Consider the following 19,592-nt stretch of genomic DNA (forward strand, 5'->3'; position numbering starts at 1 on the left):
GTCTCCTATTTAAAACCACTATTGCTAATACTATTAAGAATATATTTTTGGAAAATTAAATAGATGACCAATGGCAAAATCACCATGATTGTTGACAAAGCCATTGCCAATGGAAAATTGGTACCACCTTCACTTGAAATGTAATTCTGTAAGGCTAAAGGCAGAGTGAAACTTGATTTATCTTTCAAAATCAAAGTTGGCCAAACGTATTCATTCCAGGAATTTATAAAGAAGATAGCACCGACACTGACGATACTAGGCTTCAAAATTGGAATAACGATGTTAAAGAATATTTTTCGATTAGGTATACTGTCAACTTTAGCAGCATCAATCAAACTATTTGGAATCTTTTCCATCGTTTTAAGAAAAATCATTATTCCGGTTGCATCGCATAATTGTGGTAAAGCAACACCTACGACGTTATTTAACAAATTCAATTTAGAAATTACTAAATAGTTGGGTATCATCACAATCGTAAATGGAACAAAGATCGTGGCTACAAATAGTAAATAGATAAACATCTTTCCTTTAAATTGATAGCTCCTAAAAGCATAAGCTGTCAAAAGTCCGGTCAATAATTTTCCAACTGTTACCAAAGTAGCCATAAAGAAAGTATTCCAAGTCAAGCCTATCAAGTTAACTTGTTGATTCAACATTGAAAAATTCTTCAAGGTTGGGTGCAGTGGAATCAAACTTAACATTGTCGCATATGAATCTTTTAAAGTTTTAAAAGAATTAGACAACATGAATAAGATTGGTAAAATCGCTGCTAAAACAATTAGGAACAATAGTATATGCCAAAGATTTATTTTCTTTTTAATCATAATTATTGGTCTTCCTCTCTACAAAACGAATCTCAATAAACAGTAGTATTAGAAAAATCACAAAGGTCGTCATCGCTAAAGCTGATGAGGTACCAGTTTTATATAAAACAAATGCATTGAGATAAGTTTGATAGATAACATTTGAAGATCCGTAGTAAGGTCCACCTGTGGTAATTACATTAATAGGCGTAAATACATATTGCAGTCCTTGAACGATTGTTAGAATCAATACATAAATTCCAATTCCACGGTTCATTGGTAAAATCACATTCCAAATCAATTTCCATTTAGGAATCCCATCAACTTTGGCAGCATCAATGATATTCTCAGGAATCGAACCTAACCCTGTTAATAGCAAAATGAAGTTATATCCGAAAACTTTCCAATTAGTAATGAAACAAATCACTGTAATTGCTAGGATCCCTGAGTTAGACCAGTTAGGCATTGAGACGCCGATACCTTTTAAGATATAAGCGACTGGGCCAGAAACTGGATTAAGAATCCAAGTTAACAGCATTGCTCCAACTACTAGTGAAAACAAACTTGGAATGAAGAAGAGAACTTTATAAACCCCTTGCATTTTACTGATGAAAAATTTAACTACCAGTGAAATGAAATAAGGAATCACAAAATTCAAAACAATCAAAAAGATAATATATATCAATGTATTCAAGATTACCTTTTGATTGACTGGGTCTGTAAAGACCTCAATGTAATTTTTTAATCCAACGAATTCCTTGGTTGGGGCAATCATGTTCCAATCAAAGAAACTTAGATAAAACGTATAAAGAATAGGAACTACCATAAAGACAAACAGTAGAATTCCTGTTGGTAATAGGTAAAGAAATGGTAATAATTTTTTATTTTTGTTCAGCATTTATCTCATCCTGTGCGGCTTTCAAAGTGGATTCGACATTATTTCCTGATAAGATTTTATCTCTTGCATCAAGCATTGTTTGTTCAGCTTGTAATCCCTTCTTAGGGAATGATGTCCATGGAACAGCATTATCCAAAGTTTTTACAGCAGGTTCAAGCATTGGATTTTCTTTGATGTAATCTTTGAATGAAGCAGATTAAAGTGCAGCTTTTGTTGGAGGCAAGTAACCTGTACCTTTACTCCATGTAACTGATGATTCGGCCTTATACATCCATTTTTCAAATTCCCAAGCAGCTTTTTGTTGTCCAGAATCTTGGGCAGTAATAGCAAGCATAGAACCACCGACTGGAACTACCATTTTATGGTCTTTGAAATGTGGAGCTAAAATTGCTGAGGCTTTGAAACTAGCACTCTTTTTAATATGTGAAGCTTGAGCAATAGTTGTGAAAGCCATTGCTACATCACCTTTAACAAATGAATCCATACCTTGAGCCCAAGGTGTATGTAAAGCTAATTTTTCATTGACCATGCCTTGATAGAACTTATAAGCAGCAATTCCATCAGTACTAGCAAAATCCGCTTTACCATTTTTTTGGATTTTAGCACCATTGCTTAGCATAATTCCTTGTTGAGCCCATGTATCTCCAGGTTCTTGGATATAAAGGCCATACTTGCCAGATTCATCATGGATCTTTTTGGCAGCTTCTCTAACACCTTCCCATGTATCCAAAGAACTTTCTTGAATATTATATTTGCTCAAAAGATCTTTGTTGATAAAGAGTACTGGCGTACTTAGAGAATATGGCAAACCAACTAACTTGCCTTTGCTATCTTTTGCAAAAGATAATGTTCTCTTAGTAAAGTTACTATCAATAAATTTATTGTTGCCGTCAAACTTCTTAGCAGCGTCAGTTGGTGTCATATATTTGAAGTTACTTGAAATGTAATTATCATAAGCCCAACCTACTTGAGTAACATCAGGAACTTTTCCTGAAGCTTGTGCTGATTGAAGATTTTGCATCAAACCTTTATACATATCAGGATTATATTTTGCAGTTACTTTGATATTTTTGTGGGTTTCATTAAACTTCTTCACCAACTCATCAACGGTTGCCCCACCTTGAGTCTGAGCATTAACGTGCCAATAAGTTATGTGTTTTACACTTGATGCAGAAGTTTTCTTTCCACACCCTGCAAAGAGTACAGCTAATGACAATATTCCAAGTGTCAAAAGAACCTTTTTAAATAAATTCGATTTCATATTTTTTCTCCCCGTTCTTTTTAAATCGAATTAATCATAACTAGCAGTTGTATAAAAAAGGTATATTTTTTGTTTAGATTTCGTAAATTTTTTGCTTTAAAATTTACAAATTGTCGACAAAAAATTCTTGCACTTTTTGAATAAATATGAAAACAAAAGAACTCTGATTGATATAAAATCAATCAGAGTTCCTTTATTAAATAATTTTTAACTATCAATATCATTAACACCTAAAATGACATTTTCTTTAGCATTATCAACAGCATCCAATCCAGCTAAAGCAACCATACTGGCAGGAATACTTCTGTGAGGCGAATCGCTATCAACAACATCATCATCGGTAACCATTCTGGATGGTCTGAGGATAATAGTTCTAAAATTACGTTTGTTCAAATTCTCTTCAGCATCACGTTTTGTGCTGATATATTTCTCATTAGCACCTGGAATATCATCCGCTGAAATATAAATAAAGATTGGAACTTTATTTTCTTCAGCAGCATCGGCAATATTTAAAGCACTTTGATAATTGACCTTTCTAAAAGTAAGATCCTCATTAGCATCTTCTTGATATTCGCCAATCGTATCAACCACTACATCAGCATCTTTCAAGTATTGTGTCCAAAAACCCTTAGATAAGGCATTGCCAACTTTCCAATCAACTTTGCTATACCAAGACTTATTTCCTAATGGTTCACCGGTTCTAGAGACGCTGACAACTGAATCGCCATTTTCAATAAATTGTTCAGCAAATTCTCCGCCAAGAAATCCATTAGCACCAAAAATTACGACTTTTTTTGACATACTTTATATTTCTCCTTCAATTAAAATTGTTTCATTATAAATCAAATGCTTCGTCAATAGCATGATAATCCGTATTACCCAATTCGACATCGAGTGACTTCACATTTTGGTCGACTTGCTCTGGCTTTCTTGCTCCAGGGATAACGATTGAGATATCTGGATTCTTCATGTACCAAGCTAAAATAACTTGGGCGACTGTTGCATCATACTTTTCAGCAATCTTTCTGACTTTATCAATAGCAGAAATGACGTCTTTAAATTGAGCTTGACTGAATTGAGTAAATTTCTTGTAATCAGCCGCACTATACTTGCCGGTCAACAAACCTGAAGCTAATGGGAAATATGGTACGAATGAGATATTATTCTTCTTCAAATATGGGAACAATTCTTTTTCAGCATCCCGATGCAACAAGCTGTAATTATCCTCAACGATATCAACTAGCGAATCTTTGTTAGCTTCTTTGATTTGATCTAAAGAAAAGTTAGAAACACCAATTGCTCTGATTTTGCCTGCCTGCTTCAATTCATTTAAAGCAGCTACAGCTTCATTTTTAGGTGTTTTTTCATCTGGGAAATGAATATAAAAGATATCGATATAATCTGTCTTTAAGCGTTTCAAAGCTTTATCAACAGCATCTTTTAAAAACTCTGGACTATTATTATTTTTCAAATCATTATCAGGATCTTGAGCTGCCTTTGTAGCAATCACTAATTTGCTGCGGTCGTAATCTTTGATTACATCGCCAATAATTTCTTCCGAACGACCAGCGCCATACATATAGGCGGTATCTAACGTGGTAATTCCTTTATCGATAGCTTCTTTGACGACTGCATATCCGTCCTCATCTTTTAAATTATCGAAGAGATTGTGTCCACCGACTTTGTTAGTCCCTAAACCAATCTTTTTACTTGTTACATTTGTACTACCAATTTTGACCAAGTTTTCCATAAAATTAAAGACCTCCTGTTTGAAAACGTTACCTTTATGATAGCTCAAAAAAGCCAAAAAAAATAAGATTATGCAAAATTATGCATAATCTTATTAGTAATCATTTATCTAATTAATCCTCAGAAGTTACATCATTTTCTTCAGATTTTTCTTCTAATTTAGTCCGAACTGCTTCTTCTGCAGCTTTACGGCCTTTAGCTAATTCACTGTTTTCCAGTTTATCTTTAACAACTTCCAATTCGTCAACTTCTTGATGTGCTTCTGGATTGTTGCGTCTGAAAATTGCCATAACTTTGTAAGCCATCTTCTCGCCCATCAATGTAACTAATGATCCTAACAGAATAACTACGATACCAAAGATAGTATTTCCGGTCATTGCTTCGCCTAAGATCAAAAGTGATAGAACAGGTGCTAGAGCTGGTTTAACTAGGAAAATCAATGAAGCTTGTAGGATACCAACTTTTTCCATTGATAAGAAATACAAGCCAAAGGCTACACCAGTAACCAAGATTGAAATGTATAAAATCAATGGAAAAGTTTGTAATGTGATTCCTTGGAAGAAAGGAATATTGCTAAACTCTGAATAGTTGCTTGGAATAGCGCTACTTACAGCTGAGATGTGACTAATTCCCATCAAGACACCTAATTCACCAGCACCAAACAAGAATGCTAGACATGTCATGGAAAGACCATTCAAGCCGATTTTCCCACCGTAGACACGTGACATAACGCCATAAACACCAAAGATGATTGATGACAATAAACCTAACATGATACCCATGGCACCATTTAAGTTAAATGGATTGATAATAATCAACAATCCCACCAAAGTCAAAATCAAAGCTAAAACATTGGTTCTGGAAAGTTTTTCCCTCAAGAATACGAAACCAATAATTAAGCCAAAGATTGGGTTAGCACTTAACATAATAGCAATGACTGATGCTTTAGCCATCCCTATCGACAATTGATACAACGTCATGCTCAAAACGACGATGACGAATCCTGTCAAAGCGATACGACCCCAGCCGGATCCTGTGATTTTTACATTATTCTTCTTCATATGAATAATCGTAAATGGTAATAATGCTAGTCCACCAATCAAGAATCGAATAAAATTCAATTCAATTGGATTAAACTGTCCCCCAGCTATCTTCAGAGCGATTTCCATTGAACTAAAGAGAAAAGTTGGTATTAGTATGTAAAGAAGCTTTTTTAAATTCAAACCTTAATTTCATCCCCATTTTTTGCAAGTGAATATGTTCAGTGTACTCCTGTTTTGGGGGTTGAAAACATTGAAAATGTTTCCAATTACAAAAAAAGTCAAAATGTCTTGAATTAACTCTTGACATTTCGACTTTTTTATTTGTTTATATTGGCTCTAGTATAACCTTTTCCAGCGGTTAAATCATATTGAACCAATTTATAATCGTGTAATAATTGTTTTTGTTTCTTAGATAATTCTGAATAAGTGACTTGCTTACCCTTTGAATTTACATACAAGTTCTCACTCTTACCAACGCTGTTTTTAGCCATGGCCGGAATATCTTCTTGAACCTTTGTTAAAAGAGCGTAGTAAGGCGTAACTTGTTGTTTCATCTGCTTCAAAGCTAAAGGAATAAAGCCATTAGGATCAGTAATCTTAGTCGATCCATTTAATTTCTTAGTTCCATAGTTATGCTAAAGGGCATATTTATTACTATAGATGAAGTAATCCGTCTCATGTTGAACGACATTATACTTCTCCATCGAATTCTTATCGTAGATTCCGGGTAAGTGGTCACCATACCAAACCACAGTGATTGGTTTCTTAATGGCATCCAATTTATCCAAGAAAGTCTTTGTGGCACCATCAGTTATATTCAAACCTTTTGAATAGGTTCCTGCTTGTAAAAGTAGACTAGTAGCCGTTCCAGTGGCTTTGAATTGGTTATCAGGATAACTCATATTATATGGCATATGATTTTGCATCGTAACCAAACTGATGAATTGGCCACCTTTAACTTGGTTGACCTGCCATAGAGTATCCTTATAAGATGACTCATCATTGACGAATTCGCTGCTGCCACTAGTATCCTTATATTTGAGTGCTAATTTTCCTTTAGAATCTAACGTTCTAAATGATTGCAGTCCAAACTTGTCATAAACCTTATCTCGATCATAGAAATTAGAATAGTAAGGATGGATAGCAGCTGAATTTTCAAAGTCGTTGACGATATTCAATGGATGCTTTTGTTTAACCACCAATTGTGTATAGGGTGATTGCAATGACTTAGAAAATTGATTGAACGCTAAGCCGGTGAAAGTCATATATTCCATATTGGCAGTTCCACCGCCATATCCAGAACTCAGCATCAAGCCTGAAGTGTTTTCAGATTTGATTTTATTGATATTTGGAGTTGGATCTTCATTGAGCTTGATGTTTGGCACTCGACTTGGGTTAGAGAAACTTTCGCTCAAGACGTAAATCAAGGTCTGTTTGTCCAAATTATTATTAGGACGTTTTTTATTGATTTTGTCAGCCACATTTTGATACTTGTTGACTATTTTTTTCATCGTTTGCGGACTATAATCTGAAGGCTTGTCCATGATGTCGACATGCATGTTGCCCAAGAATGTCAACAACGGACCATTGCTTTGCGCTGTCATACTGATATTAGGCGTGAAATTAGAATAGCCTAGACTAGTCATGAAACGGTTGCTCCATGAGCCTTCTCGATTAACATTATAAAATCCAGCAATGCTAAAAATGGCTAAAATAATAAAGATAATTCTGATAACTGGATTAAATCGCATAAGTTCATGAGAAAAGAGCTTTTCTAAAAAGATACAAATAGCTATGCCAACTACTAAAGCTACAACTACTAAAATAACTATCTTCCAAGTGACCATCGATAGCAATTGCTTAGTATTAGTAAGCATCAGTAAATCAGTTGGCAAAACTGGTTCAGAACGATACTTCACCTTTAGCCAGTTTACGATGACATAAATACCGAACAGGACATAAAAGCCTGCTGTCGCGTAAAAGAACCGATTAAAGATTCCATAAAAGCCTAAATAAAGTAAAAACAAAATAAGAACGGTCAATAAGTACGGCTTCACGTTAGTTTTAAAGAGAATCATATTAGTATTGATAATTGAATTCATCTGTGAAAATTCAAGTAAATAACCAACAGCAAAAGCCGATAAAACTATAAAAATGAATTGCAAAAAGTGCACGATTCTTGATTGTTTCGTATGCATTAATAAACCCCCAGTATAAATTAAGCAACAATTCAGATTATATTTCTAAGATTCATGATAAAAATAATCCTTTTTGTAAAAGCGGCATCATTGATTTCCTCAAAATAACCGGATTTAATTAATTTTACTCAATATGAAAATAAACAGTAGTTTGTTTTAAATCATACAGTCTATGATACGCTAAAACGCTTTTATATCCAGTTGTATATTTTGCTACCAAGAGAATATTATAACGCCTATCAAATTTATTATACTTTGATAGGCGTTATAAATTTATTTATTCAAATAGTATTGAGGAACTTTTTCCAAAAATTCTTGTCGAGCTTCATCAGTCGTTACGTTCACACGGCCAAAATGAACCCAATTGACGTTTTGGGGATTGATTCCTAAGTCATCCAAGGTCCGATCAATGAAAACACCTTGAATTGGGTCTCCACATTCTTTTTCAAGATATTCTTTAGTAACAGTCGATGTCGTTATAACGGTTACTTTCTTGATATTGGTCAATAAGCCTTTCCAACCATTACTTTCATCATAAGCAAAGCCGCTTAGCATCGTCTTATCTAAAAATCCCTTTAACATGGCTGGCATCGTCTGCCACCAAATAGGAAAAATAAAAATTAATTCATCAGAAGCAGCAATTCGGCGCTGATAATTTTTTACCAGAACATCCTCAGTTTTGCCCTGACTATAAGACAGTAAATCTGCTTCTGACAAATTAGGATTAAAATTATCAAAATACGGATCGATTATTTCATATTCCTCATCATTTCTTGAAAAATACCAAGATAAACGGTTCAAAATTTCATGGTTAAAACTTCCAGGATAAGGATGAGTGTAAATAATGGTTTTCATATTCAAAATCTCCTTACGACTCGTTATCCTTAGTATATTATTTTGCCGAAGTTTTTTTGACCCAAGAAATAAGGACAATAATTTTCAAAAATGAATTGTCTTAACTGTCGCTAAACTTACCGGCAATCGACATCGTAGGTTGAATATTGATAAATGACATTGGATCAATATTCAAAATAATCTTTTTAGCAAAGAACAGCTGATATTTCGTTAGAACCATCGTAATCGAGCCGATTTCTTCTCCCGAATATGCACCTTGCAAGTGATAATCCAGAGTTAAGCCACGATTTAAGGTCTTCAGAAGTTCTTTTGAAATCTCATCAATTTTATGCGAATAAACCGTAACCGTAATCTTTTGTTGCTGAATATAAATCTTATCGACCACTGTGTTAGTGATATAAATCGAGATGATTGTGTAAAGTGCCAATTCCCAGCCAAAGGCAAATCCCGCAATCACGATGATTACTGCATTGATAGCAAAACTAACTTGCCCAACGCTACGGCCGGTATTTCTTTGAATAATCAGAGCAATAATATCGGTACCACCAGTTGAAAAGCCATATCTAAAGCAAAGACCAATCCCTGCTCCGGAAAGGATTCCTCCAAAAACTGATGATAGTACTGGATCTTTAGTCAACGGATAAAGTGGGATAATCAAAATAAAAATCGATGCAGAAACGACAGAAATAATTGATAGAATCGTAAATTTCTTTCCCAATCTAAACCAGGCTAAAACTATCAGTGGCAAGTTAAGCAAAGCGTACCATAAATAAACCGGCGTACTAATATCGGAAAATTGATTCAGCAAGTTGACAATCAACTGCGCCGCACCTGTAACTCCACTGGTATAAAGTTTAGCAGGCTGCAAGAGCAATTGAATTCCTAAAGCTGAGGTCACTCCGTAAAAAATGGCGGCTAGAATACTTTTATAATAGTCCTTAACAAATTTCATGAAATCCCCTCCCTTTCTATACAAAATTATTGATGCATTTTTATAAAATATCTATAAATTTTCAACAATAGTTGAATTATAGCAAACAAATTATTGTCACGTTAATTTTTCGTATAATATAATTGAAATAATAATTGGAGGTCATATTATGCAAAAAATTGGTTTTATCGGTACCGGAGTCATGGGAAGTGGCATTATCAACAACCTTTTAAAAGCAGGTTATAGTGTCGATATTTATACAAGAACAAAATCTAAGGCTCAACCTTTGATTGATAAAGGTGCTAATTGGTTCTCTGACCCTAAAGATGTTGCTTCAAAAGCTGACATTATCTTTTCAATGGTCGGATTTCCTCAAGATGTCGAAGATGTCTACTTCAAGGACAATGGTATCTTCGCCGGATTAACTAGCGGCAAAATCATTGTCGATATGACTACTAGTACGCCAACTTTAGCTAAAAAAATTGGTGAAAAAGCAAGCCAAATGAACGTCCAAGCTCTTGATGCACCAGTTTCTGGTGGCGATGTTGGGGCTAGAAATGGTCAACTAACAATTATGGTCGGCGGTTCTAAAGAAGCTTTTGAAACTATTCAACCAATTTTTAAGATAATTGGTAAAACTAATCACTACTTCGGAAGTTTTGGTGCCGGTCAACACGCTAAAATGGCTAACCAAATCATGATTGCCGGTACTATGACTGGCCTAACAGAAATGTTTGTCTATGCCAAAGCTGCCGGCTTAGATCTTCAAGCCGTTCTTGAAACCGTTGAAGGCGGTGGCGGAGATAATTGGAGCTTGGAAAATTATGGACCCCGGATTTTGAATAATGACTTTAAACCTGGATTCTATTCTAAACACTTCTTAAAAGATCTTCGCATCGCACTTGATGAAAGTGAAAAATTAAAGCTTGACCTACCAGCAACTAAACAAGCTAAAAAACTTTATGAAACTTTAGTCGACGACAAAAAGCTCGGTGATGATGGTACACAAGCCTTAATTAAGTTATGGTGGTAAGCAAAATAATACTTAGTAAATAATTTGAGATATAACTATTTTTCTAAATTGCAACATAAACGCAGAACATAACAAAGCTTTTTACGCTTAAAACAAATAGCTCTTGGTAATCAAAATACAATTACCAAGAGCTATTTGTTAATTCTCGAAAGCTGACCATGTTATGTTCTGCTTTCTTTTTTATTGTTTCAATTCTAATAATCGCCCCATCAATTGGAAATGGTGCATCAATGATAATTTCTTGATTATTCCTAAACCAGGGAATTTGTCTTGGCACCTATATTCTAACAAGGTTGTTAAAGCTGGGGTCAAATTAAGTCCATTAATATTTTTATCGCACCAAATAACCATTTTATTTAATGCTTCAAAAAACTTTTGCTTTTGACCGCTCATTTTTTCATTGCTGTCAGAAACAAAATGATGAATCCTTAACGTTCCATCTTCAGTCACATAAATCAGATGTAAAGAAATTGCTCGTGCCGGCATCCCTTTATCAAAATAAACATGGCCGACCATCGAATAGTCGCCAAATCCATGGTAATCATCAACTTGACGATACCAATCAGCAGGCTCAAAAAATTCATCATTCAATAATTGATAGTCTTCCACATGTCGAACAAAAGTTAGCGGGTCACTTAATTTGACGGCTTTTTTAGGTACTAATCTATGAATCCTAGCTACGTCGGGAATAAGAACTTTATCAACAGTGTGTAAAACTTTTGTTTTTTGATAGGCTAAAAGCATTTGATAATCTCTGACAATCAGTAACGATTCTTGGTTATCCACCGTTTTTAAAAAGTCACTGCTAAAATCGGCTGCCAAAATGGCACTGGGATGAAAAAAAGACAGCTTTCTCATATCAGGCAGTGGATAAAGTTTCGTATCGTTCAATCCATAAACACTGACTTGAGGATTAGCCACGATTCCAAATGGCTGTTGATACTTGATAAAAGTCTGTACCGTCTGCAACAGTTCTTTAGAATCACGTACTGGTTCGATAATGGGCACTATTTTAAAGCTCAATTGTCTGTTTTCACAGAGCTCTTTTAAAGCTAACAAATCGTACATTCGACCACGTAAATAAGGATAGTATGTCATAATTTATCCTCCAGATTGGGGTGATATTGTTGTTGCAACTTTAATTTCAACTCTTGATATTCAGCATTTCGGGCATCTAATTCATCTTGCAACGCTTGAATTGACTCATCCTTTAAATCGTTAACGAAGCGGTCATATAAATTGTTATCAGGACTATAAACATCATAGCCGCCCTTCATTCGCTTCTTTAATTCCTTGAACAATCGGTCATCAGAATACAGCTGCAACCCTTTTTCGACTTTTTTTGCTTTATCGACCTCTCGAAATAACGAAGCTATAAAGTGACTAGTCAACTTAGTTTCATCCACTTGTAATTCTTGAAATTGGGCTTTCTTAGCCACGGTTAAAAATCCGGGAGCGCGCAAAGTCTGCGGCGAATTCTCAATTGCCTTTTTGTCAAAAGCTCGATAGATTAAAACGCCAATATGGGTGGGAATCTCTTCTGAAACTTCTTGATACAGTTTTTGCGGTAACACGAAGTAGTTATAATTGCCGATAAAAGACAATTTAGCTTTTGAATGAAAGTCAGTTTTAGTGACCTTCAATTCATAACAACGCCAATCAATTTCGCCATTTGGCAATTGCTGATAGCTCAAAGTATCGACAATTCCTTTTTTATCAGGCATCGAAACTTCTTCAACAACATAAGACCCTTGTTCATAGCAATACTGATACAAAGTTGCTTCTAAATCTTTGGTCAACTTAGTCTTCATAATTTCTTCCTTTCCAAAAGTTATCCACCGTCTGTGTTAATTGGTTCAAAGAATTGATTCTTTGATAATTTCGCCAATGCGGTGGAAAAAGTTTCGTATAGCGAAAACTAGCAAATCTTTGATCCAATAATAAAATAATCCCTTGATCATGACTGCTCCGTATTAATCTGCCGGCAGCTTGTAAAACGTTGTTCATCCCGGGCATTTGGTAAGCATACTCAAAACCATGTCCATTTGCTTCATTATAATAATCGCGAATCAAATTATTTTCAGCACTTAATCCTGGTAAACCAACGCTAACTATGGCGACTCCAATCAATCTATTTCCTTCTAAATCAATGCCTTCAGAAAATATCCCTCCTAAAACGCAAAAAGCAACTAACGTTTCTTTCGGGTCTTTTTTAAATTGTGCTAAAAAGTCGCTTCGAGCATCATTGTCCATGGCATTAGTTTGAGCCATCGTTTTAACATCAGGATACTTATTTTGAAACGCCATTTTAATCTGTTCTAAATACCCATAAGATGGGAAAAAGAAAAGATAATTACCCGTTTTGCTGGAAATCAAAGCAAATAAACTTTCGACGATACTATCTTGACTGAATGGACGTTGTTTATAAGTCGTTTGGATGTATTGCGTTATCAAAATATTTTGGTTGTTGACTGGAAAGGGTGATGGCAATTGATATGCTAAGCTATTATCAATTCCTCCCAAAACACTTTGATAGTAGTCCATTGGTGACAAGGTGGCTGAAAACAAGACTGCTCCTAATCCAAGATTCAACGATTCGTCAATAAAGTGACTGGGATCTAAACATAGTTGTTTGACGATAATTTTTTTATCTTCTAGGACGACTCGAGTTTTATAGGTATCATCATATAACGCTCCTATTTTGACAAAGGTCAAGCAGGTGAAGAAGTAATCTTTAGCTGCATCCAAGAAATCAGAAGGCTTTTGTTCATTAGCCCACTCGCCAAAAAAGTCGTCGAACTTTCCCATTGCGTTGACCAATTTATCAGGTGGTTCACTAGATATTTGCTCAGTTAAATCAGTTTCTTTGAGGCTTTTCTTCATTTGATTGAAGATTTTGCGGACCTTTTTTAATTCCGTTTGAAAATCAGCACTGGCTTTAGTTTTGATTTTTCGCGCCATTTTTAGTAATCCTGCAATTTTTTCATCGGAAACTTCGGCAGAATACATATCACGCGAACGACTGACCAAATTGTGAACTTCATCGATCAAAAAGAAATTGTCGGTATCTTTTTCAATGAAGAATCGTTGTAAATAAACTAGTGGATCAAAGAGATAATTGTAATCGCAAATAATCACATCGCAAAAAAGCGAGGCATCCAGCGAAAATTCAAAAGGATCAACGGTATGCTTACGTGCATACTTTTCTATTACCTCACGCGTAATGGCGTCAACATTAGTTAACATATCTGCTAAAGCCGGTTTCAAGCGGTCATAATAACCAATCATATAAGGATTTTCTTCCGGTGGCACATCTTCTTCAGGAAAGCGAATCTTGTCTTTAGCTGTTAAAGTAATGCTCTTTAGTTTTAAACCTTTACTTGCCATCAACTTAATTGATTCTTCAGCAACTTGGCGCGTACTTTGTTTAGCTGTTAAATAAAATAATCGCTGAACGCGTTCTTCACCCATTGCCTTGATGGCTGGAAACAAAGTTGAAATCGTCTTTCCGGTTCCAGTCGGTGCTTCAACAAATAATCGCTTTTTTAAATAAATTGTCTTATAAACAGCTGCTGCTAGTTCATGTTGACCAGTTCTAAATTTTGGAAAAGGAAACTTTAATTCTTTGATAGAATCGTTTCTAGTTTTGCGTAATTTAGCTCGAAGAACTAACCAATATTCATATTCGTCAATCAAACTTTGGAAAAATTTTGTTAAATCTGTACGCTCAAAAATTTGATCCTGGCTAGTAATTTCTTGATTACGAACTTGAAAATAAGTTAATCGCAAAGTAACATGGTCAAATTCTGGATGTTCTTGTAAAAGGATGTATCCATAAACTTTGACCTGTCCCCAATAAAGTTCCAAGGTATTGTCGCTTAAATCATCAAACGCTTGGTCGGAGGTTTTAATTTCTTCAATCGTCAATTTATCTTTGGTTGCTTCTATTCCATCTGCTCGACCAGAAATTATGTAATCAGTATCGTTCATGGAAACGTCAGTTTTTAAGTAGACTTCACTTTCGTAATCGCTATTTTTAGAACGTGACTTCTGAAGCTTTCGATGAATCCGTGCTCCATTTAAAGCGGTATTTTGACTATTCTTAGTTTCGTTCAAATCGCCGCTGCGTAACACAAATTCAACTAACTGACGAATTCCAATTTTGGCCGACATGACTTACCTCCATAAATTACTAAGTAACATTGTAAAACATGTGTTCGAGTTTGTCTTTGAAAATTTTATCTGTGCTTTTACACAAAAAATTATATAATTATATTCACTTATGACATTTTGGGGGAAAATGACCGTATGCATAAAACTAAACAGGTACTTATTGATTCGTTAAACAAGGTTTTATTACAAAAGCAAATTGACAAAGTAACAGTAAAAGATATCGTTTCAGAATGCGATTTAACACGTCAGACTTTTTACAATTATTTTTCAGATATTTACGAACTTGTTGAATACAGTGCCTGTTCTAATGCAAAAAGAATTCTTCAACGTTCATCTGATTATGAACACTGGCAAGATGCTTTTTACGACATTATGATTAAATTAAGAGATAATCAAATTATTGTGGAAAATGTTTATAAATCTATTTATCGTGATTTAATGGGGAAATATATTTATAAAGTCATTTACAATCATATTATTCAAATTGTCGAAAATTTAGCAGAAAACTTAGTTGTTAAACAAAAATACAAAGATTTTATTGCTCATTTTTATACTCTATCCTTCATCGCTGTCATTTATGAATGGATAAGAAATGACATGAATGCCGATCCCAGAGAAATCGTTGATCAAATCGGTGTTTTAGTTCAAGGTGATTTTCAAAAAGCTTTACAAAGATATGCACAATAGTTCTTTTGATTCTAAATTATTATCGTTATTAAACTTTTTAGGCAAGAAAAGCTCTCTTAATTGGATTATTCCAACTAAGAGAGCTTTTCTTTTTTCATAACGCCGTTTTATTGGCGATTACGATAATCTTTCACATTTTCAAAACGATCTAAGGCTTCAAGTTTATTTTGCTTCTTTAATTCAGCTGCGTAAGATCGATCAAGTTTTGGATCAACCTCATTAGTCCCAGGAACAAAATGGATTTCCTCAGTACCAGCATCAACTGCCGTTTTGTAATACCATTCTTTGAACTTCAAATAACTCATCGTATCTTCCAAATCATTAATTTGACGTTGCAAATCAACTTCATGGTCTTTCAATAATTGATAGCGAGTCTCTAAAGTACTATCGCCTAATAACCGTAAATCAATAAACTTAGAAATATCTGCCACCGAAACGCCAGCATTTTTTAAACAAATAATTGTTCTCATCAAATGAATGTCATTATCAGTAAATTCACGCCGACCAATATCATTTCGTTTAACAAATGGCAGAATCCCAGATTTATCGTAATAACGAATCGTATCGATTGTAACGCCTAATTTTTTTGAAACTTGTCCAATACTATAACTCATTACTATCTCCTAAATGATTATTTATCATCAGTAGATAATGAAATATCCTTACGACTCTTCATCTCATCAATGATACCCGATAAATTGCTCAAGCCACCTTCATAGGCAAATTCACCTAATGGCAAGTGCTTAGGAACAACTTCATTTTGACTGACTTGGTCAAAGATAACTTTAGCAATCAACTTTGGATCTCCAGGTGCATCTGTAACTGAATCAGACACTGATGTAATTGAATCGCTGAATTGTTGATAATCCTTAATCTTAGTTGCAGTCTTTTCAGAAGATCTACCAGACCAATTAGTTCTGGCACCACTTGGTTCAACGTTCATGACTTGAATGCCTAAGTCTTTAACTTCTTGGCGCAAAGTATCAGCATAACCTTCAACGGCATACTTAGTAGCACTGTAAAAGCCAGTTGTTGGAATAGTCGTTAATGCAAGTGCTGATGATAAGTTAACGATCACACCTGATTTCTGAGCACGCATGATTGGCAAAACTGCTTTAGTCACGTTAGCTAACCCAAAGACATTGACATCGAACATGTATTTAACTTCATCCATATCGCTTTCTTCAATGGTTGAAAAGTAACCTAAACCAGCATTATTAACTAAAACATCGATTTGACCAAACTTATCTTTAATTTGGTCAACAGCCTTATTAATAGCTGTTTTATCTGTAACATCTAAAATAACTTTTAATATTTTGCTTTCATCATATTCATCTAAATAATCTAAATCTGGCATTTTTCTTGCACTAGCAACCAAATTAATATCATCCTGTTGTGCAACTATTTTAGCCAATTCTTTTCCAAAACCACTTGATGTTCCTGTTATAAACCATGTTTTACTCACTGATAATTACCTACTTTCTTGAAGCTTTCACTAAGCCATCTAACCAATTTTGATGACCATTCAACATTGGATTTGGACTTTGCTTTGCCAAATCTTTGGCTGGTTCACCAATTTGAGATTCTTGAGTCAAGAGTCTGATTCTTCCATCAGCCAACTTTTCAATCAAAAAAGCATGGTAGACGTCAAATTGAGTCTTAGCATCGCCATTTTGCCAACCATGCCATGACAATCGAGCTGTTTTGCCATCATCTGGGGCAACTAGTTCCATTACTTGGGCATCAATTGGGAAACCAAAGGTATCAAATCGAAAGTGCTCTCCAAAATGCAATTTTGAATCAGTTTGGTCATCTAATTTAATGTTAGTAGCATTATTATAATAAGTCTCCCATTTAGATGTATCAAACAAATTGTTCCAAACATCGTTTATTTCAATCTTGTCAGCAATAACTTCGTTAGAAACAAAGTTATCAGTTTTGCCTGGTAAAAATCTTGTCGACCAGTTAATTGATTTCATATCATTATCTCCATTCGTTAAAGAATAATCATATGGTATATCCTGGAGTCGGCTCTAGGACAAGCATTTTTTGAAATTATTTTTGACCCACTAAAATTGTAGAGCCAACAGTGATTTTGTCCACAGATTCCCAATCAATTAGTCTGTTATCCACATTAAATAATAATGGCGTCATTTTGATAAACGCATTTTTTTCTTCATTATTAACCGGATAAGTTTTTGTCGCATCGATTTTATCAACTAATTGATAATGTTCTTCAAAATAATTCAAAACTTTTTCATTGGAATAGTTGGCTTGTTGCAATTGGTCTTTAGCTTGTTCTCGCAATTCTTGGACGTGATATTCATTAGGAATGACTTTTAAGACATAGCCGTCTTTTTGTAAAATTCGATTGAATTCCCCATAGTTAGCTGGTGAAAATATATCGATAATGCCAGCGATCGATTGATTTTGAATTGGCAAATGAGCTAAATCGCCCACGAACCATTTAACAAAACTATCGGGTCCTTTTGCGGCCAATTGAATTGAGTCTTTAGAAATATCAAAGGCTAGCACATCTTTATCAGGTAATTGAGCAATTTTTTTCGAATAATAACCTTCGCCACAGCCGACATCCAAAATTGTACGTAATTTTAAATTGTCGATCAAAGTCACTAACTTATCGGCAATATGGTCGTACATCCCGTGTTCCAGAATTAAATGGCGATTTTCAAAGGATGCCAAATCATAATTTTTTGATTGATGATTATTCAATACAAAATCGACGAAACCTTTTTTAGAGATATCAAAACAATGATTGTTCTCACAATAGAGGCTATTATTTTTCAATTCTAACTTTTTTCCACATACTGGACATTGAAAAAATTTATCGCTGTTGCTAAATTTTTGAATCTTACTATTCATATTAGAGCACCTATTTTTCTTCTTGCGAGATTAATTTTGGCATGGTCTGATCCATAAAGCTGTTAGCAAATTTATCATCATAAATCCATGCATTAATTTGATTTTTAGCTAATATCAAAGGCATACGGTCGTGAATTTGAATCATCGACTCATTAGGCTCAGTGGTAAATAAAACGCTTTGTGGAACATCATCAAAATAATTATAGCAGCCACCAATAAAGAGGGTTTGGGGGTCATTACTAAAATTAAATTTATACTTTTGTTTCTGTTTATTCCATTCAAAAAAACCTGTCGTTGGATAAACGCAGCGCCTTTTTTGAAAAGAATCGGCAAACATTTGTTTTTGTGAAGCTGTTTCAAATCGAGCATTGATAATCGATTGACCTGGTTTGAACCCCGGAAAGCCCCATTTCATCGTAACGACTTGAACCTGCCTTTTTCCTGCAACAATCAAAGCCGTCTGGTCAGTGGGAAAAATTTCACCTGTTTTGGGTTGAAAGCCATTATCAACTGCCAATTGATAGATTCGTTTAATTTCAGGATTCTTATCTGGTTGAAATAAATAACGACCGCACATGATTTTTCCTCCATGAAAATAATTAATAATAAAATCCCAACCGATCACTACGAATCAGTCAGGATTTAATTTTAATCTATATTTGCTTAGGCCAACTATTGCCTAAGTCACGTTGTGGCAAACAAAGTAAAACGATAATTGCAATTTCTCCAACAATTGGAACAACTCCTAAAAGAATCCACCAACCATGGAGTTTTCGATCATGCAATCTTCTTAACATAGCTGTAAATACCGATATCCAGTAATATGCCAAAACCATTGCTAGAGCCACTCCTAAAAGAGTACTCCAGTAATAATCGTCGATTGGCATTTTGGTAATGCCAAAGGCTAATAATGCCACTAAAACATAAGCAAAGATTGTCATTCCTAACAATCCCCACCAAAAATCTTTACGACTCATTCTTTTTGCACCAACAAATAAATCTTTGAAGTAAAGCTTTGTTGATGAAAAGATTCCGGGATGAAAACTCTCATTCCAAATTCGTTCTTTCATTTGCATAT

At 34.7% G+C, this 19,592-nt stretch carries 22 protein-coding genes; 2 read left to right on the forward strand and 20 right to left on the reverse strand.

The window, feature by feature from the left end:
- Positions 1–5 precede the first annotated feature (5 nt).
- The 11 genes from FHL05_RS05400 to FHL05_RS05445 form a co-directional block, all read right to left on the reverse strand.
- Complete coding sequence (locus FHL05_RS05400; RefSeq protein ID WP_153522215.1) at positions 6–824, reverse strand: carbohydrate ABC transporter permease; 819 nt, start codon at positions 822–824, stop codon at positions 6–8.
- Entirely contained in the window at positions 817–1,701 is an 885-nt protein-coding gene (locus tag FHL05_RS05405; protein WP_153522217.1) for a carbohydrate ABC transporter permease, read from the reverse strand. The genes FHL05_RS05400 and FHL05_RS05405 overlap by 8 nt, the downstream gene beginning before the upstream one ends.
- Positions 1,685–1,861: a hypothetical protein gene (locus FHL05_RS12545; RefSeq protein WP_238333950.1), complete on the reverse strand. Its 177-nt coding sequence runs from the start codon at positions 1,859–1,861 to the stop codon at positions 1,685–1,687. Before FHL05_RS12545 ends, FHL05_RS05405 begins: the two co-directional genes overlap by 17 nt.
- A gap of 36 nt (positions 1,862–1,897) precedes the next feature.
- Entirely contained in the window at positions 1,898–2,962 is a 1,065-nt protein-coding gene (locus FHL05_RS05410) for an extracellular solute-binding protein (RefSeq protein ID WP_238333951.1), read from the reverse strand.
- 207 nt (positions 2,963–3,169) lie between these two features.
- Entirely contained in the window at positions 3,170–3,763 is a 594-nt protein-coding gene (locus tag FHL05_RS05415) for an NAD-dependent epimerase/dehydratase family protein (protein WP_153384783.1), read from the reverse strand.
- 34 nt (positions 3,764–3,797) lie between these two features.
- On the reverse strand, positions 3,798–4,712 hold the full coding sequence (locus FHL05_RS05420; RefSeq protein ID WP_153384784.1) for an aldo/keto reductase: 915 nt from the start codon (positions 4,710–4,712) through the stop codon (positions 3,798–3,800).
- A 112-nt stretch (positions 4,713–4,824) separates the two neighbouring features.
- Positions 4,825–5,934, reverse strand: coding sequence for a DMT family transporter (locus FHL05_RS05425; protein WP_153384785.1), 1,110 nt, complete (start codon positions 5,932–5,934; stop codon positions 4,825–4,827).
- 137 nt (positions 5,935–6,071) lie between these two features.
- Positions 6,072–6,308, reverse strand: coding sequence for a hypothetical protein (locus tag FHL05_RS05430; protein WP_153522219.1), 237 nt, complete (start codon positions 6,306–6,308; stop codon positions 6,072–6,074).
- Between the two features lie 81 nt (positions 6,309–6,389).
- Positions 6,390–7,952 carry an LTA synthase family protein gene (locus FHL05_RS05435; protein WP_153522221.1) on the reverse strand — a complete coding sequence of 521 codons (1,563 nt, stop codon included), beginning with the start codon at positions 7,950–7,952 and terminating at the stop codon, positions 6,390–6,392.
- A 273-nt stretch (positions 7,953–8,225) separates the two neighbouring features.
- A complete protein-coding gene (locus FHL05_RS05440; protein WP_153384787.1) occupies positions 8,226–8,807 on the reverse strand; it encodes an NAD(P)H-dependent oxidoreductase in 582 nt (193 codons plus the stop codon).
- A 100-nt stretch (positions 8,808–8,907) separates the two neighbouring features.
- Positions 8,908–9,759: a YitT family protein gene (locus FHL05_RS05445; protein WP_153384788.1), complete on the reverse strand. Its 852-nt coding sequence runs from the start codon at positions 9,757–9,759 to the stop codon at positions 8,908–8,910.
- Between the two features lie 148 nt (positions 9,760–9,907).
- Between FHL05_RS05445 and FHL05_RS05450 the strand changes: the two genes are divergently transcribed.
- Positions 9,908–10,771 (forward strand): NAD(P)-dependent oxidoreductase, encoded by an 864-nt coding sequence (locus tag FHL05_RS05450; RefSeq protein WP_153384789.1) that lies wholly within the window; start codon positions 9,908–9,910, stop codon positions 10,769–10,771.
- Positions 10,772–10,951: 180 nt separating this feature from the next.
- Here the strand turns inward: FHL05_RS05450 and FHL05_RS05455 are convergent, their stop codons facing one another.
- Genes FHL05_RS05455 through FHL05_RS05465 form a run of 3 tightly spaced genes read right to left on the reverse strand, consistent with a single transcriptional unit; the run spans position 10,952 to position 14,944 of the window.
- Positions 10,952–11,869, reverse strand: coding sequence for a sce7725 family protein (locus tag FHL05_RS05455; protein WP_153384790.1), 918 nt, complete (start codon positions 11,867–11,869; stop codon positions 10,952–10,954).
- A complete protein-coding gene (locus tag FHL05_RS05460; RefSeq protein ID WP_153384791.1) occupies positions 11,866–12,582 on the reverse strand; it encodes a hypothetical protein in 717 nt (238 codons plus the stop codon). The genes FHL05_RS05455 and FHL05_RS05460 overlap by 4 nt, the downstream gene beginning before the upstream one ends.
- A complete protein-coding gene (locus tag FHL05_RS05465) occupies positions 12,572–14,944 on the reverse strand; it encodes an ATP-dependent DNA helicase (RefSeq protein ID WP_153384792.1) in 2,373 nt (790 codons plus the stop codon). Before FHL05_RS05465 ends, FHL05_RS05460 begins: the two co-directional genes overlap by 11 nt.
- 135 nt (positions 14,945–15,079) lie before the next feature.
- On the opposite strand from FHL05_RS05465, the gene FHL05_RS05470 reads away from it, so the two are divergent.
- Positions 15,080–15,631 (forward strand): TetR/AcrR family transcriptional regulator, encoded by a 552-nt coding sequence (locus tag FHL05_RS05470; RefSeq protein WP_153384793.1) that lies wholly within the window; start codon positions 15,080–15,082, stop codon positions 15,629–15,631.
- A 107-nt stretch (positions 15,632–15,738) separates the two neighbouring features.
- On the opposite strand, the gene FHL05_RS05475 is transcribed toward FHL05_RS05470, so the two are convergent.
- From FHL05_RS05475 to FHL05_RS05500, 6 genes are all read right to left on the reverse strand, one after another.
- Entirely contained in the window at positions 15,739–16,245 is a 507-nt protein-coding gene (locus FHL05_RS05475) for a MerR family transcriptional regulator (RefSeq protein WP_153384794.1), read from the reverse strand.
- 17 nt (positions 16,246–16,262) lie between these two features.
- Positions 16,263–17,096: an SDR family NAD(P)-dependent oxidoreductase gene (locus tag FHL05_RS05480; protein ID WP_162000225.1), complete on the reverse strand. Its 834-nt coding sequence runs from the start codon at positions 17,094–17,096 to the stop codon at positions 16,263–16,265.
- A gap of 10 nt (positions 17,097–17,106) precedes the next feature.
- Positions 17,107–17,610, reverse strand: a complete 504-nt coding sequence (locus FHL05_RS05485) for an SRPBCC family protein (RefSeq protein WP_153384795.1) — start codon at positions 17,608–17,610, stop codon at positions 17,107–17,109.
- Between the two features lie 76 nt (positions 17,611–17,686).
- Complete coding sequence (locus FHL05_RS05490) at positions 17,687–18,514, reverse strand: putative RNA methyltransferase (RefSeq protein WP_153384796.1); 828 nt, start codon at positions 18,512–18,514, stop codon at positions 17,687–17,689.
- Positions 18,515–18,524: 10 nt separating this feature from the next.
- On the reverse strand, positions 18,525–19,091 hold the full coding sequence (locus FHL05_RS05495) for an SOS response-associated peptidase (protein ID WP_153384797.1): 567 nt from the start codon (positions 19,089–19,091) through the stop codon (positions 18,525–18,527).
- 76 nt (positions 19,092–19,167) lie between these two features.
- On the reverse strand, positions 19,168–19,590 hold the full coding sequence (locus FHL05_RS05500) for a DUF805 domain-containing protein (protein WP_153384798.1): 423 nt from the start codon (positions 19,588–19,590) through the stop codon (positions 19,168–19,170).
- Between the last annotated feature and the right edge of the window lie 2 nt (positions 19,591–19,592).

The sequence above is a fragment of the Companilactobacillus halodurans genome, assembly GCF_009600995.1.
Taxonomy (GTDB): domain Bacteria; phylum Bacillota; class Bacilli; order Lactobacillales; family Lactobacillaceae; genus Companilactobacillus; species Companilactobacillus halodurans.